Source organism: Marivita sp. S6314, assembly GCF_023015985.1.
Lineage (GTDB): Bacteria > Pseudomonadota > Alphaproteobacteria > Rhodobacterales > Rhodobacteraceae > Marivita.
Genome location: NZ_JALKAO010000002.1, coordinates 569,090 through 583,523, shown reverse-complemented (window position 1 = coordinate 583,523; position 14,434 = coordinate 569,090). Strand labels below are relative to the sequence as shown.

Sequence of the window (14,434 nt, the reverse complement as noted above, 5' to 3'; positions counted from 1 at the left end):
TCGTCTCCTGTGTTGCGCGGGGCTTTAATGGTCATGTCAGAATGTAGGGCATCTGAGGCCCGGTCCAAAAACACTGCTTTGTGACTGGGCAAACGACCGCTGGTCGGCGTGCGAGGGCCTCCGGGTCAGGGGACGTTGTCGATCCCGGATTTGCCCCACGGGTGGCAACGCGCGATGCGTTTGGCGGCCAGCCAGCCGCCTTTGAGCCCGCCATGTTTTTGCAGGGCTTCCAGCGCATAGGCAGAGCAGGTGGGGTGATAGCGGCAGTTGGCCCCGACCCAGGGGCTGAGGATCAGGCGATAGGCTTTGACCGGCAGCGACAAGATCCAGGCAAGGGGGGTCATGGTGACGGGTGAATCTTGCGCAAGGCGTAGCGCAGATCGTCTTTGAGTGCGTCGAAGGGGCGGCCGATGGTTACGCCGGGGCGGCCCACGAGAACATAATCCCAGCCGGGTTTGGCCTTGGTCGACAAAACCGCATCGGCCACGGCGCGCAGACGGCGCTTGGCGCGGTTGCGGGCGACCGCATTGCCGATCTTCTTGGAGCAGGTAAAGCCGATACGGATGGTGGGATCGTCATCGCGCCGGTCGCGGGCCTGTACCAGCATGCCCTCCGTGCCGCGCCGCAGGGCACGGGCGGCGCGCAAAAAATCAGCGCGGTGGCGCAGGGTGGTGACGTCAGCACATGACAACACCGCCAGGGGCGTGGTTCCCCTTGTGTCCAAGGAGGCCTCCGGCGGTGTCATGTCAGTCTTGCGATGTCGCGGGACGCTTTACGCGCTCAGCGACTTGCGACCGCGTGCGCGGCGTGCGTTCAGGATCTTGCGCCCGGCTTTGGTGGCCATGCGCGAACGGAACCCATGACGCCGCTTGCGTACGAGGTTCGAAGGTTGAAAGGTGCGTTTCATCGCGTCCTACTCCGTCTTGTCGGTCCGGGGGCGCGGATTCGTCCGCCGGGGGTGTTCGAAGCCCGTGCTATAGGCAGGTGGCTTTGGCTTGTCAAACGGTCTGGGGGGTGTTTTTTCAGGTTTTGCGCCGCGCTGCGCGGCGTCGCCACAGGGGGGCTCTGCCCCCCGTCGCTGCGCTCCTCCCCCCGAGGTATTTGTGAAACAGAGATATCATCAGTGTCTGAAGAGGCAGCGTTTTGAAATATTCCCGCACGCGGCCGTGTTCGGGTGACATATACTGCAACAATGCTGCGGGGTCATCTGGTGGTTTGTTTCAGTCCCGGCGCAGAATGGCGGGATTCTCACGGGTTTTGTCACCGGTTTTCAAGCGGGCGTGAGGCGACTGTTGCTGAGGCGGCGCAGGGGTCATGTTTTGGGCAACCGAAACACGAATTTCACAAAGGTGGCCCGCCCCGGCCTGTAATGACATGACTGATATGACAGACACCCCTACTCCCCCGGCCTGGAAACGATACGCCCCGATTGCCGGAATCGGTGTGATTGCCCTGATTGGTGCCTTTACCCTGAAGGATTACCTGAGCTTTGAGGCGCTGGCCGCCAACCGCGAGGCGCTGACGGCCTTTCGGGATGCCAATTACGCGCTGACGGCGGGGTTGTTCATTCTGGCCTACGTGATCATCGTCGGGTTCTCTCTGCCGGGGGCGACCATCGCGACGCTGACGGGTGGGTTCCTTTTTGCCACGTTCCCGGGGGCATTGTTCAACGTGTTGGGCGCGACGATCGGTGCCACGGTGATCTTCCTTGCTGCGCGTTACGGGCTTGGGGAAAAGCTGGCGGCGAAGATGGATGCGGGTGACGGTGCGGTGAAAAAGATCAAGGATGGGATTGATGAGAATCAATGGTCGATGTTGTTCCTGATCCGCCTTGTGCCAGCTGTGCCGTTCTTTGTGGCCAACCTTGTGCCTGCGCTTGTGGGGGTACCGCTTCATCGGTTCTTCGTGTCGACCTTCCTGGGCATCATTCCGGGTGCGGTTGTCTACACCTCTGTAGGTGCGGGTCTTGGTGAAGTGTTCGAACGCGGTGAGACGCCGAACCTTGGTATAATCTTTGAACCGCACATCCTTCTTCCGATCCTTGGCCTGTGTGTCCTTGCCGCCCTTCCCATCGCTTTGAAAGCCCTGCGCGGCAAGAAAGGTCTGTGACCATGGAAAATATTAAAACAGATGTATTGGTCATCGGCGCAGGCTCTGGTGGTTTGTCGGTGGCAGCGGGGGCTTCGCAAATGGGGGCCTCGGTGGTCTTGCTCGAAGCGCACAAGATGGGCGGTGATTGCCTGAACTACGGGTGTGTGCCCTCGAAGGCGATCCTTGCCTCGGGCAAAGTGGCCCACAGCATGCGCCACGCGTCCAAGTACGGGATCGCGGATGTGACACCTTCGGTGGACTACGCAGCCGCAAAGGATCACGTTGCCGATGTCATCGCGCAAATTGAACCCATGGATAGTGTTGAGCGCTTCGAAGGCTTCGGCGTGCGGGTCATTCAGGAAAAGGGCGCATTCATCTCTCCGACCGAAGTGCAGGCAGGCGATCACGTGATCACCGCGCGGCGGATTGTGATTGCCACAGGCTCGTCCCCCTTTGTGCCACCCATCCCCGGCCTGGACACGGTGCCTTACATCACCAACGAGTCGCTGTGGGAGTTGCGCGAACAACCCGAGCATTTGCTGATCGTCGGCGGTGGCCCCATTGGCATGGAAATGGCGCAGGCGCATCGGCGGTTGGGATCAAAGGTGACCGTGATCGAAGGCATGAAGGCGCTGGGCAAGGACGACCCGGAAATGGCCGAGATCGTGCTGGAGAACCTGCGCGAAGAAGGCATCGAAATCGCCGAAGACGCGCTCGCCAAAGAGGTGCGCGGCACAGCCGGCGCGATTGAGATCGAAGCCGAGGATGGGCGCATTTTCAAAGGCACGCATCTGCTGATGGCCGTGGGTCGCAAAGCCAATATGGACGGGCTGGGCCTCGAAACCGCCGGGATCAAGACGCACCGCATGGGGATCGAGGTGGATGACAGCCTGCGTACGACCAACAAAAAGGTCTACGCGATTGGCGACGTCGCGGGTGGCCTGCAATTCACCCATGTCGCGGGCTACCATGCGGGCGTGATCATCCGGTCGATGCTGTTCGGTTTACCCTCCAAAGCCACGACGCGGCACATCCCCTGGGCGACCTACACGCAGCCCGAACTGGCGCAGGTCGGCCGGACCGAAGCGCAGGCCAAGAAAGAGCACGGTAGCAACCTTGAAGTCGTACGATTTCACTTCAACCACAACGACCGCGCTATTGCCGAACGCAAGACACGTGGACTGATCAAGGTCATGGTTGTCAAAGGCCGCCCTGTTGGTGCGTCGATTGCCGGTGAACAGGCGGGTGAGTTGATCAACCTCTGGGCGCTCGTCATCGCCAACAAGATGAAGATGTCGCAGGTCGCCGCGATGGTTGCGCCATACCCGACGATTGGAGAGCTTAACAAACGGGCGGCGGGGGCTTACTTCTCACCCCGACTGTTTGAGAGTGACATGGTGAAGAAAGTGGTCGGATTTGTTCAGAAGTGGCTTCCCTAAGGTGATCGGTCTGGGAGCACAGGCATGATCAATTCGCTGTCCGGTCGGTTTCTGATTCTCACGGTCATCTTCGTGATGATTGCCGAGGTTTTGATCTTTGTTCCGTCGGTTGCGCGCTACCGCGAAGATTTTCTGCTGAACCGGCTTGAGCGGGCGCAGATCGCGTCGCTGACCTTGTTGGCTGACGATATGATCGACAGCGCACTGGAACAGGAACTGCTGCAAAGCGCCGGGGTTTTCAACGTGGTGCTGCGGCGCGATGAGTTGCGCCAGCTTGTGCTGTCATCGCCGATGCCGGGTGAGGTTGTCGCGACATTTGATTTGCGGGATGCCACAGCGGTCACCCTGATCCGCGACGCGATGATGCGGTTGCTGACCCCCGAACCGCAGATGATCCGGGTGATTGGCAATCCGTTTCAGGATGGCGGGCTGCTGATCGAAATCACGATTGAATCGACGGAATTGCGCGCCGCGATCATTGATTACGGGATCCGCATCCTGATCCTGTCGGCGGTGATCTCCATTGTGACGGCGGGGTTGTTGTTCCTTGCCGTGCGGGTGCTGCTGGTCAAACCGATCAAGGGCGTGGTCGGGCATATGCAAAGCTACGCAAAGGCCCCAGAAGATGCCCGTCGGGTGATCCAGCCCTCTGCAAGCGTCACCGAATTGCGCGAAGCCGAAGAGGCGTTGCAGTCGCTGCAAACCCAACTGACGCAGGCGTTGAAGCAAAAGGAACGTCTGGCCCAATTGGGCGGTGCCGTGGCCCGGGTCAGCCATGATTTGCGCAATATCCTGACCTCGGCACAGCTTTTCACCGACCGGATCGAGATGAGCGAAGATCCCACCGTTAAACGCATGGCCCCGAAGCTGGTCAATTCCATCACGCGGGCGGTGTCGCTGTGCGAAAGCACGCTGGCATTTGGCCGCGCCGAAGAACCGGCCCCGACGCTCACCTTGTTCAACCTGGCGGAACTGGTCAGCGATGTGATCGACAGTGAACGGCTGGCCATCGGTGAATTTGATCTGAGCTTTGCCGAAGATGTGCCCGGAAACCTCATGATCCGGGCGGATCCCGAACAGATGTACCGCGTGATCTCGAACCTTGTGCGCAACGCGCGGCAGGCCATCATCGGCACGGGCCACCCCGGAGAGATCAGCGTATCCGCGCGAACCAGCGACGAGTCGTGGTGCATCGATGTGACCGACACCGGACCGGGTCTGCCCAAGAAGGCGCTGGAGCATCTGTTCCAGCCGTTCCAAGGCGGCGCGCGCAAGGGCGGCTCAGGCCTTGGACTGGCAATTGCCGAAGAACTGGTGCGCGGTCACGGCGGGACCTTACGCCTGTTAAAATCGGACGAAACCGGCACCGCATTCCGCATCGACCTGCCGATGGGAGACGTTGGATAAATGAACCGACGCAAGTTACGGATTTCTTGGAATTTGCGCTTGCATCGGTCCGGCACTGCGTCTATCTCACGCCCCGTGGACCGATAGCTCAGCTGGATAGAGTACTTGACTACGAATCAAGGGGTCGGGGGTTCGAATCCTCCTCGGTCCGCCACATTCCTACCCTAAGATACAAACGGGCATCATCGCGACTTGGACGCGACGTTAGCAGGTATCGTGCGACGTGGCGGTTGCGGGCATCGCCTAACGAGAAGCCGTTCAGACGGGCCAACCTGATTTGCGGACCTGATCCGTGTGTTGCCCAAGACGGGGTGCGGTTTTTTCAGTGGCGAGTTGCAGCTCACTGAAGGTGATCGGTGTGCGCACGCCGGGGATGGCGTCGGGACCGATTTCCATGCCGCGATGGCGGATTTGGGGGTCTTCGAAGACCTCTTGCACCGTGTTGATCGGAGAGGCGGGGACTTTTTGCTGTTTGAGCGCGTCCAGGAGGTCTGACTTGCGCCAATTGGCGGTTGCGGCCTTCAGGGCCGGGGCCAGCACACTGCGGTGTTCGACGCGGCCGGAATTTGTCTGGTAGCGGGGATCCTCGGCGATCTCTGGCAGGGTCAGGACCGCACAAAGGCGTTGGAACTGGCCGTCATTGCCTGCCGCGATGATGATGTCGCCGTCGGCCACGGGGAAGACCTCGTAGGGGACGATGTTGGGATGCTGGTTGCCCATCCGTTTCGGAGAGGTGCCGGTGGACAGGTAGTTCATCGATTGGTTGGCCAGCGCGGCCGTGCCCGCGTCGAGCAGGCTCATGTCGATATGCTGACCCTTGCCCGTCTTGCTGCGTGCCGCGAGCGCGGCCTGGATCGCGATGACAGAATAGAGCCCGGTGTAGATGTCAGTGACGGCCACGCCGACCTTCTGTGGCTCTCCTTCGGGGTCGCCGGTGATCGACATCAGGCCGGACATGCCCTGGATCAGGTAGTCATAGCCTGCGCGTTCGGCATAGGGGCCGGTCTGGCCGAAGCCGGTGATCGAACAATACACAAGTGCCGGGTTGATGGTGGACAGCGCGTCGTAGTCCAGCCCGTATTTGGTCAGGCCACCCACTTTGAAGTTTTCAATCACGACATCTGCGTCGCGGGCGAGCTCCTGCACAAAGGCGCGGCCTTCGTCCGTGGCCAGATCGGCTGTGACCGAATATTTCCCGCGATTGCAGCTGTAAAAATAGGCGGCGGACGGTGTGTCTTCGTCCGGGCGTTCAATGAACGGCGGGCCCCAAGTGCGGGTGTCGTCGCCATTCGGGCTTTCGACCTTGACCACAGTTGCGCCAAGGTCGGCCAGAGTTTGACCGACCAACGGGCCCGCAAGAATGCGGGCCAGTTCAAGGACCTTCAGGCCGTCCAGTGGTGCTGTCATCAGAAGAACGCCTGAAGCCCTGTCTGTGCCCGGCCAAGGATCAGCGCATGGACGTCATGCGTGCCTTCATAGGTGTTCACGGTCTCAAGGTTCTGCGAATGCCGGATCACATGGTATTCCGCCATGATGCCGTTGCCGCCATGCATGTCCCGTGCGTGCCGCGCGATGTCGAGCGCCTTGCCGCAATTGTTGCGCTTGATCAGGCTGATCGCTTCGGGGGCGGCGGTGCCGGCATCCAGCATGCGACCGACCTGCAAGGCGGCGTGCAGGCCCAGGGTGATCTCTGTCTGCATATCGGCGAGCTTTTTCTGGAACAGCTGTGTCTGCGCCAGCGGGCGTCCGAATTGCGTGCGGTCCAGACCGTATTGACGTGCGCGGTGCCAGCAATCCTCGGCCGCGCCCATCACACCCCAGGCGATGCCATAGCGGGCGCGATTCAGACAGCCAAACGGCCCTTTGAGTCCTTCAACACCCGGCAGCAGCGCGTCTTCACCGACTTCGACATTGTCGAGCACGATTTCACCGGTGATCGAAGCGCGCAGCGACAGCTTACCTTCAATCTTTGGAGCGGACAGGCCTTTCATGCCTTTCTCAAGCACGAAGCCCCGGATCTTGCCGCCATGGGCTTCGGATTTGGCCCAGATCACGAAGACATCGGCAATCGGGCTGTTGGAAATCCACATCTTCGCGCCGTTGAGCACGTAGCCGCCCTCGGTTTTCTTGGCCACGGTTTTCATTCCGGCGGGATCGGACCCCGCGTCGGGTTCGGTCAGGCCAAAACAGCCGATCAACGTGCCTGCCGCCAGACCGGGCAGGTATTTCTGGCGCTGTTCGTCGGTGCCGTAGGCGTGGATCGGGTACATCACCAAAGAGCTTTGCACGCTCATCATCGACCGATAGCCGCTGTCGACGCGTTCAACCTCGCGCGCAACAAGGCCGTAGCTGACATAGCCCGCGCCCAAGCCGCCGTATTCTTCCGGGATGGTGATGCCCAACAGCCCCATTTCGCCCATCTCGGCGAAAATCTCGGGCGCAACGCCCTCATTGAGGTACATGTCCGAGACCCGTGGCATCAGCTTGTCCGACGCATAGGCGGCGGCACTGTCGGCCACCATACGCTCGTCCTCGGTCAGCGCGCCGCGCAGTCCAAGAGGGTCTTCCCAGTCGAATTTAGAAAGAGAGGGTCCGTGACCCGCGTTCGACGCATCAAGCATGTCCAAGTTCCTCGTTTATCTCGCGTACCGCACACCGCCCTGCGATACCTTCAAGCGCGGTTGCGGACAAGTGTCTGTCACCCGACAAATAGCCGATATCGCCCGGTGCCGAAACCCCAACAGGCGCTGCGCCTGCGACAGACGGACATCGCGTCCCGTCCCCCCTACCGCGCAGGATGCGCTATTCCAGCGTCTTGCCGGGCGCGAGGTAATTGGGGTCGGCTTTGACCTCGATCAGGCTGACCCCTTGTGTGGATCGGGCCTCGGCCAGCGCGGTGACAAAAGACGTGCAATCCGTCGCCTGCACCGCATGTGCGCCAAAGGATCGCGCAAAGGCGCAGAAGTCGGGGTTGCCCAAATCGGTTCCCGACACCCGGCCGGGGTATTCGCGCTCCTGATGCACACGAATGGTGCCATAGCGCCCGTTGTCGATGATGATCACGGTCAGGTTCAGGTCGTAATGCACGGCAGTGGCCATTTCCTGACAGGTCATCATGAAACAGCCGTCCCCGGCGATGGCCACAACCTGGCGGTCCGGTGCGCAGATCGCGGCACCGATGGCGGCAGGGAAGCCATAGCCCATGGAGCCCGAGGTTGGCGCAAGCTGCGATCCGGGGCTGCGATAGCGGTAGAACCGGTGCAGCCACCCGGCATAGTTCCCCGCGCCGTTACAGACGATCGCCGTTTCGGGCAGTACTTCGGCAAGGTGGGCAAAACACGGGGCCAGCGGATCCCCTTGCACTGATGCGGGTGTGTTGAAGTCTTCGAACTGCGCCCGCAGGGTTGCGGTGCGCTGCGCAACGCCTTCGGCTGCGATGGGGGACCAGCTGGCCGCCTCCACGCAGAAACTTTCGGTGTCAGACACCAGCGCGATGTCGGGCTCGAACACCCGGCCCAACTCTTCCGGCTCGGGAAACACATGGATCAGCGCATGCTGCGGTACGGGGGCGGTCAACAGGGAATAGCCCTTGGTTGTCATCTCCCCCAGCCGTGGACCGATGGCGAGCAGAAGATCGGTTTCGGCCATCAACGCTTCAAGATAGGGCGGGGTGCCAACACTGTAATGGCCGACATAGTTGGGATGATCATTGTTGATCAGCCCCTGACAGCGAAGTGAGACCGCGACCGGCAGCCCTTGCGTTTCGGCAAACCGTTCAAGCGCGGCAATGCCCTTGGGTGTCCAGCCACCGCCGCCTGCCATGATCAGCGGCGCCTTGGCCGCGGCCAGCCGCGTTTTCACCGCTTCCATCGTGTCGCGCACCGGCGCGTAGCGCGGCGCCTCAATTCGTGCAGGCGGCGTCGGCACGGCAATTTCGTCGTAAAGCATGTCCTCGGGCAGGGCGAGCACCACCGGGCCGGGGCGTCCGGACATGGCCGTCCGGAACGCGCGGCTGATATATTCCTGCAGCCGCGATGCATCGTCGATCTGGGCCACCCATTTGGCCATCTGGCCGAACATCCGGCGGTAATCGATTTCCTGAAACGCTTCACGATCCACCATGTCGCGCGCGACCTGCCCCAGAAACAGGATCATCGGTGTCGAATCCTGATAGGCGACATGCACACCCGCGCTGGCATTGGTTGCGCCCGGACCGCGTGTGGCAAAACAGATCCCCGGTCTGCCGGTCAGCTTGCCATAGGCCTCGGCTGCCATCGCCGCGCCGCCTTCCTGTCGGCAGGTGACAAACCGGATGTCGGCCTCGCGCCCGTAGAACGCGTCCAGAACCGGAAGATAGCTTTCACCGGGCACACCAAAGACAGCCCGGACGCCTTGCGCCTGCAACTGGTCGACAAGGTGGTCCGCTGCTCGGAGTGTGTTCTTGAGGGTCATGGGAGGTCTCGGCAATTGCGATGGTTTGCCAGACGCTAATCGCGTTCGCGGGGCAGGGCAATTCGGTTCCCGGTGTCAGCGCGCAAGAAGCAGTGTCAGCCAGTTCATGAACTGCGCCTGATGGTCGGGCAGGGCCGTGGACTTCCGCGCGATGTAATAGCCCTCTTTCGCTTCGAACGGTCGAAAGGGCAATTCGGCGATTTTGCCTTGCAGGATAGCCTCTTTCGAAATCAACCCATGGCACAGCGCGATCCCTGCACCACCGATGGCCAGGTCCACCGCCATGCCGTGCGTGTCGACCAGAAGGCTGTGATCCAGCGGCTGTCTGGATTTGAGCCGTGTGCCGATATCGGACCACCCCAACGACAGCCCAACCGGCTGGATCAGCGGATACTCCGCCAGACGCGGGACAGCGTCGGGGCCTTCAAAGCGCGCTGCAATGTCAGGCACAGCCACCGCGTGCAGGAATGACGGCTCCAACCGTTTGGCATCGCGCCCGACAACGCTGGGTGGGCCAAAACGGATTTCGATATCGGCGTTTGTGGATACGAAATCATCCGGCCAGATGGTTGTGACCAACTGGATCGCGATCTCGGGGTGGCGAAGGTGAAACGCCGCAAGATGCGGGGCCAGCACCCAATGCGCGATGCTGGCCGAGGTGGCGATGGTGAGCGTCGGTTTGGCCTGATCCGGCAGGAACCGCTGCGTGGCGCTTGTCAGCGTGGCCATCGCCGCCGCCACGTCCGGCAGCAGCAACCTCCCCGCATCGGTCAGGGCAAGGCTCCGGTTGCCCCGCACAAAGAGCTGCGTGCCCAACCGGTCTTCCAACGCGCGCACATGCTGGCTGATCGCGGATTGCGTAAAGCCAAGCTCGTCTGCGGCGAGGGTGAAGCTCAGGTGACGGGCGGCGGCATCGAATGCGCGGAACCAGGTGAGAGGGGGGAGGGATTTCGCCATATAATGACATAAGCATATCTAATGCACTCATGTCATTTTCTTTTGTTTGTTCGGCCCGCGCGCGGTGGCGTAACCTGCGCCGATCCTAGGGGGGAGCCAAATATGCAGCCGGACATCCGCAAAATCGTCAACTTTCAGGAAGACGTGCTTGTCGAAGGCTTCAAACCTGCCGACCCGCCGTGGTCGATGTTTGCCGTCGCGGCGGTCATCACGAACCCCTGGGCGGGTCGCTATGTCGATGACCTGAAGCCCGTGATCCAATCCTTCGGGCCCGTTCTCGGCGCGCTGCTCACCGAACGCATCACCGCGATGACCGGTGGGGGCGACAAGATCGAAGCGTTTGGCAAGGCGGCGATTGTGGGCCTTGATGGCGAAATCGAACATGCCTCCGGCCTGATCCATACGCTGCGGTTCGGCAATTTCTTCCGTGAGGCCGTTGGCGCCAAATCCTACCTCGCCTTCACCAACATTCGCGGCGCGGCCAATGCGCCGCTGCAGATCCCGCTGATGGACAAGAACGATGTTGGCCGTCGGTCGCACTACCTGACGGTGCATTTCGCCATTCCAGACGCACCGCGCGCGGATGAACTGGTGATCGCGCTGGGCGCGGCCACCTCGGGCCGTCCGCACCACCGAATCGGCGACCGCTATCAGGACCTCAAGGATTTGGGACATGACGTGGACAACCCGGCCGCGGTCTGAGGGCGCGGGGAAGATCAGCTTTTGGCGCGCGGGGCAGGGGGCACCGCTTGTCCTGATCCATGGTGTAGGCCTTCGCGCCGAAGCCTGGGCGGCCATTGGTCCAATGCTGGATAAGGACTTTACGGTCTATGCGGTCGACATGCCGGGCCACGGTGGATCGCCCTTGAACAACGCCGTTACGTTGCAGGAATACGTCACGCGGATCTGCGATTTCGTGCAAGCGCTTGATGCACCTGTCTGCATCGCGGGTCATTCCATGGGGGCGATGATCGCGCTGGAACTGGCGGGGCAAATGCCGGATCGTGTCTTGGGCGTCGCCGCCCTCAACGCCATCTACCGCCGCACACCAGACGCGGCGCGGGCGGTGCAAGCCCGTGCAAACGCGTTGAACCCGGCGGACCCGTCCTCCCCCGATGCAACCCTCGAACGGTGGTTCGGCGCGCACCCGCAAGGGGCATTGGCCGATTCCGCTGAAGCCTGCCGCGACTGGCTGACGCGTGTCGATCCGCAAGGCTATGCCGCCGCCTACCGGGTGTTCGCGCATCATGACGGGCCGGACAATGCGGTGCTGCGGGGCCTTCCCATGCCGGCACTGTTCCAGACCGGTCCGGGTGATCTGAACTCTACACCGGACATGTCCCGCAGCATGGCCGCTCTTGTACCGCAAGGGCGCGCAGAGATCGTGCCGGATGCGGCGCATATGATGCCGATGACCCATCCCGATGCGGTGGCACAGGCGCTCTTGCAGACCTTTGGCCAAACCAAATGACCCAACCCCAGCAATCAGAAAGGTGATCCCATGGAGTTTTCGCTCTTTGCCCATATGGAGCGCCTGACCGCCGATCAGGACCACCAGACGCTTTATGACGAATTCATCGGTCTGTGCCAGATGGCCGATAACGGCGGCATGCGCGCGATCTGGACGGGGGAACATCACGGGATGGAGTTCACCATCGCGCCCAACCCGTTCACCACGCTGGTTGACCTGAGCCACCGGACCAAGAATGTCCGTCTGGGCACTGGTACGGTTATCGTCCCGTTCTGGCACCCGATCAAACTTGCCGGAGAGGCCGCGATGGCAGATGTGATCACCGGCGGGCGCATCGAAATCGGGGCCGCGCGCGGGGCTTATTCCTATGAATATGAGCGCATGTCGCCGGGTTTGGACGCTTGGGAAGCCGGGCAACGCATGCGGGAAACCCTGCCCCTGATGCGCCCGTTGTGGGAGGGCGATTGTGCGCATGACGGCACCTATCACAGCTTCCCTGCAACCACCTCGGCCCCGAAACCCGTGCAGGAAAACGGCCCGCCCATCTGGGTCGCGGCGCGGGATCCCAACAGCCATGAATTTGCGGTTCACAATGGGTTCAACGTTCAGGTGACGCCGCTTTGGCAAGGCGATGAAGAGATCGACAGTTTGATGGACCGGTTCAACGCCGCCTGTGAAACCCATGACGGCCCCCGCCCCAAGATCATGCTCCTGCACCACACGTATGTTGCGTCAGACGCTGATGATGCGCAACTCGGTGCGCAGGAACTCAGCCGGTTCTACAACTATTTCGGTGCGTGGTTTCAGAACAAGCGCCCGGTGCAGCAAGGCCTGATCGAACGCATCAGCGACGAAGACATGGCGGGCAACAGGATGATGGCCCCGGACATCATGCGCCGGGACCTGACCATCGGCACAGCGCAAGAAGTGATTGACCGCATCAAGCGATACGAAGACCTTGGCTATGATGAATTTTCGTTCTGGATCGACAGCGGGATGAGCACCGAGCGCAAGCGCGCCTCGCTTGCGCGGTTCATCGACGATGTGATGCCCGCCTTTACCTGAAGGACCTCAAATGGCCGACACACAGCACTTCCCGCTCTACATCGCGGGCGCATTTAAGGCCGGGTCCTTAGGTCAGGTGATGGAGAGCATCAACCCCGCCACCGGCCACGTCTGGGCGACATTCGACTGCGCCTCGCCTGATGACGTGAACACCGCCATCGCCGCCGCCCGCGCCGCGTTGGACCTGCCGGACTGGCGCGACATGACGCAGACTGCGCGTGGCAAACTGCTCTATCGTCTTGCCGATCTGGTCGCCGAAAACGCCGAAGCGCTTGGTCGGATCGAGACGACCGACAGCGGCAAGCTTGCGTCCGAGACGATGGCGCAGACGGGCTATGTGGCCGACTACTATCGCTACTATGCGGGCCTTGCCGACAAGATCGAAGGCGCGGTTCTTCCCATCGACAAACCCGACATGCACGTCTTTACCCAAAGAATGCCCATCGGAGTTGTTGTTGGCATCGTGCCGTGGAACGCGCAGATGTTTCTGGCCGCAACCAAACTTGCCCCGGCCTTGGCGGCAGGCTGTACCGTGGTGCTCAAGGCGTCGGAAATCGCCCCTGCGCCGATGCTTGAGTTTGCAAAGCTGATTGATCAGGCAGGCTTTCCGCCCGGTGTTGTGTCGATTCTCACGGGGGACGCGAAAAACTGTGCGGTCCCGCTCACGCGCCACCCCGATGTGGATCGCATCGCTTTTACAGGCGGGCCGGAAACAGCGCGCCATGTGGTGCGCAATTCGGCTGAAAACTTCGCGGTGACAACGCTCGAACTTGGCGGCAAATCCCCGATCCTCGTGTTCGACGATGCCGATCTGGATGCCGCCGCAAACGGCCTGATTGCGGGCAATTTCGGCGCGTCCGGTCAATCCTGCGTCGCGGGAACACGCGGGTTGATCCACAGGCCTGTGCTGGAGGCGCTGATCGCCAAAATCACCGAGAAATGCCGCGACTTGAAAGTCGGCGATCCGCATGATCCCGCGACCCATCTTGGCCCGCTTTGCACCGTCGCGCAGGTGGAAAAGATCGAAGCGACGCTGTCCAAAGCGACGTCCCAGGGCGCAACCATCGCGTTTGGCGGCAAACGCGCCGACGCGGGTGCGCATTACGTCCAACCGACGCTTGTTCTGGCCAACAGCCCCGACACCGAGACCCTCAAGGTCGAGATGTTCGGCCCTGTGATGACTCTCCTCCCGTTCGACACCGAAGACGAGGCCATCGCACTGGCCAATGACAGCGATTTCGGCCTCGGCTCGGGTGTCTTCACCCAGAACGTCGCCCGCGCGCATCGCGTGTCGAAACGCATCCGGTCCGGCATCACATGGGTCAACACCTACCGCGCGATTTCCCCCATCGCGCCGTTTGGAGGTCTCAACCAGTCGGGGTATGGCCGCGAGGCGGGACAGGAGGCGATTCTGGATTACACCCGTGTCAAAACCACGTGGATCAACACCTCGGATCAGCCGATGGCAAACCCGTTTGTGATGCGATGATCCGTCCTGTCAAAGCGCCTGTGGCGCCGTCGTTTGATCGTCTGTTTGGGTCGTCAACGGATT

The 14,434-nt window shown here is 61.5% G+C and carries 14 protein-coding genes and 1 tRNA gene; 8 read left to right on the top strand and 7 right to left on the bottom strand.

The genetic code is table 11. The annotated features are described in order from the left end of the window. Positions 1 to 125: 125 nt before the first annotated feature. The 3 genes from yidD to rpmH are packed head-to-tail and all read right to left on the bottom strand — an operon-like array spanning position 126 to position 907. Positions 126 to 344 (bottom strand): membrane protein insertion efficiency factor YidD, encoded by a 219-nt coding sequence (yidD, locus tag MWU54_RS07360; protein WP_247081798.1) that lies wholly within the window; start codon positions 342 to 344, stop codon positions 126 to 128. Then, positions 341 to 745, bottom strand: coding sequence for a ribonuclease P protein component (gene rnpA, locus MWU54_RS07355; protein ID WP_247081797.1), 405 nt, complete (start codon positions 743 to 745; stop codon positions 341 to 343). Before rnpA ends, yidD begins: the two co-directional genes overlap by 4 nt. Before the next feature lie 27 nt (positions 746 to 772). Beyond that, the gene (rpmH, locus tag MWU54_RS07350) at positions 773 to 907 is read right to left on the bottom strand and encodes a 50S ribosomal protein L34 (protein WP_072775959.1); all 135 of its coding nucleotides are present in this window, start codon (positions 905 to 907) and stop codon (positions 773 to 775) included. A 467-nt stretch (positions 908 to 1,374) separates the two neighbouring features. On the opposite strand from rpmH, the gene MWU54_RS07345 reads away from it, so the two are divergent. From MWU54_RS07345 to MWU54_RS07330, 4 genes are all read left to right on the top strand, one after another. Then, entirely contained in the window at positions 1,375 to 2,109 is a 735-nt protein-coding gene (locus tag MWU54_RS07345) for a TVP38/TMEM64 family protein (protein WP_247081795.1), read from the top strand. A 2-nt stretch (positions 2,110 to 2,111) separates the two neighbouring features. Next, on the top strand, positions 2,112 to 3,530 hold the full coding sequence (locus MWU54_RS07340; protein WP_247081793.1) for an FAD-dependent oxidoreductase: 1,419 nt from the start codon (positions 2,112 to 2,114) through the stop codon (positions 3,528 to 3,530). A gap of 24 nt (positions 3,531 to 3,554) precedes the next feature. After that, a complete protein-coding gene (locus tag MWU54_RS07335; RefSeq protein ID WP_247081791.1) occupies positions 3,555 to 4,937 on the top strand; it encodes a HAMP domain-containing sensor histidine kinase in 1,383 nt (460 codons plus the stop codon). 77 nt (positions 4,938 to 5,014) lie between these two features. Beyond that, positions 5,015 to 5,091, top strand: a tRNA-Arg gene (locus tag MWU54_RS07330). A gap of 104 nt (positions 5,092 to 5,195) precedes the next feature. On the opposite strand, the gene MWU54_RS07325 is transcribed toward MWU54_RS07330, so the two are convergent. The 4 genes from MWU54_RS07325 to MWU54_RS07310 all read right to left on the bottom strand — a co-directional run bounded on the left by MWU54_RS07325 (position 5,196) and on the right by MWU54_RS07310 (position 10,346). Further along, a complete protein-coding gene (locus MWU54_RS07325) occupies positions 5,196 to 6,344 on the bottom strand; it encodes a CaiB/BaiF CoA-transferase family protein (protein WP_247081789.1) in 1,149 nt (382 codons plus the stop codon). Beyond that, positions 6,344 to 7,558 (bottom strand): acyl-CoA dehydrogenase, encoded by a 1,215-nt coding sequence (locus tag MWU54_RS07320; protein WP_247081787.1) that lies wholly within the window; start codon positions 7,556 to 7,558, stop codon positions 6,344 to 6,346. Before MWU54_RS07320 ends, MWU54_RS07325 begins: the two co-directional genes overlap by 1 nt. Before the next feature lie 181 nt (positions 7,559 to 7,739). Beyond that, positions 7,740 to 9,389, bottom strand: coding sequence for a thiamine pyrophosphate-dependent enzyme (locus MWU54_RS07315; RefSeq protein ID WP_247081785.1), 1,650 nt, complete (start codon positions 9,387 to 9,389; stop codon positions 7,740 to 7,742). A 75-nt stretch (positions 9,390 to 9,464) separates the two neighbouring features. Further along, positions 9,465 to 10,346, bottom strand: a complete 882-nt coding sequence (locus tag MWU54_RS07310; protein WP_247081783.1) for a LysR family transcriptional regulator — start codon at positions 10,344 to 10,346, stop codon at positions 9,465 to 9,467. A gap of 102 nt (positions 10,347 to 10,448) precedes the next feature. Here MWU54_RS07310 and MWU54_RS07305 point away from each other — a divergent pair, with 102 nt between their 5' ends. From MWU54_RS07305 to MWU54_RS07290, 4 genes are read left to right on the top strand one after another with little or no spacing between them, the layout of a single operon-like run. After that, positions 10,449 to 11,048 carry an amino acid synthesis family protein gene (locus MWU54_RS07305; protein ID WP_247081781.1) on the top strand — a complete coding sequence of 200 codons (600 nt, stop codon included), beginning with the start codon at positions 10,449 to 10,451 and terminating at the stop codon, positions 11,046 to 11,048. Then, entirely contained in the window at positions 11,020 to 11,817 is a 798-nt protein-coding gene (locus MWU54_RS07300; protein WP_247081779.1) for an alpha/beta fold hydrolase, read from the top strand. The genes MWU54_RS07305 and MWU54_RS07300 overlap by 29 nt, the downstream gene beginning before the upstream one ends. A 30-nt stretch (positions 11,818 to 11,847) precedes the next feature. Next, positions 11,848 to 12,882, top strand: a complete 1,035-nt coding sequence (locus tag MWU54_RS07295; RefSeq protein WP_247081777.1) for an LLM class flavin-dependent oxidoreductase — start codon at positions 11,848 to 11,850, stop codon at positions 12,880 to 12,882. Positions 12,883 to 12,892: 10 nt separating this feature from the next. Then, on the top strand, positions 12,893 to 14,371 hold the full coding sequence (locus MWU54_RS07290; protein ID WP_247081775.1) for an aldehyde dehydrogenase: 1,479 nt from the start codon (positions 12,893 to 12,895) through the stop codon (positions 14,369 to 14,371). The last annotated feature ends 63 nt before the right edge of the window (positions 14,372 to 14,434 follow it).

Coding starts and splice junctions, on each gene's coding strand:
- rpmH (WP_072775959.1), bottom strand. CDS start 907: ATGAAACGCACCTTTCAACCTTCGAACCTCGTACGCAAGCGGCGTCAT.
- MWU54_RS07310 (WP_247081783.1), bottom strand. CDS start 10,346: ATGGCGAAATCCCTCCCCCCTCTCACCTGGTTCCGCGCATTCGATGCC.
- MWU54_RS07325 (WP_247081789.1), bottom strand. CDS start 6,344: ATGACAGCACCACTGGACGGCCTGAAGGTCCTTGAACTGGCCCGCATT.
- MWU54_RS07305 (WP_247081781.1), top strand. CDS start 10,449: ATGCAGCCGGACATCCGCAAAATCGTCAACTTTCAGGAAGACGTGCTT.
- yidD (WP_247081798.1), bottom strand. CDS start 344: ATGACCCCCCTTGCCTGGATCTTGTCGCTGCCGGTCAAAGCCTATCGC.
- rnpA (WP_247081797.1), bottom strand. CDS start 745: ATGACACCGCCGGAGGCCTCCTTGGACACAAGGGGAACCACGCCCCTG.
- MWU54_RS07290 (WP_247081775.1), top strand. CDS start 12,893: ATGGCCGACACACAGCACTTCCCGCTCTACATCGCGGGCGCATTTAAG.
- MWU54_RS07340 (WP_247081793.1), top strand. CDS start 2,112: ATGGAAAATATTAAAACAGATGTATTGGTCATCGGCGCAGGCTCTGGT.
- MWU54_RS07295 (WP_247081777.1), top strand. CDS start 11,848: ATGGAGTTTTCGCTCTTTGCCCATATGGAGCGCCTGACCGCCGATCAG.
- MWU54_RS07315 (WP_247081785.1), bottom strand. CDS start 9,389: ATGACCCTCAAGAACACACTCCGAGCAGCGGACCACCTTGTCGACCAG.
- MWU54_RS07345 (WP_247081795.1), top strand. CDS start 1,375: ATGACTGATATGACAGACACCCCTACTCCCCCGGCCTGGAAACGATAC.
- MWU54_RS07335 (WP_247081791.1), top strand. CDS start 3,555: ATGATCAATTCGCTGTCCGGTCGGTTTCTGATTCTCACGGTCATCTTC.
- MWU54_RS07320 (WP_247081787.1), bottom strand. CDS start 7,558: ATGCTTGATGCGTCGAACGCGGGTCACGGACCCTCTCTTTCTAAATTC.
- MWU54_RS07300 (WP_247081779.1), top strand. CDS start 11,020: ATGACGTGGACAACCCGGCCGCGGTCTGAGGGCGCGGGGAAGATCAGC.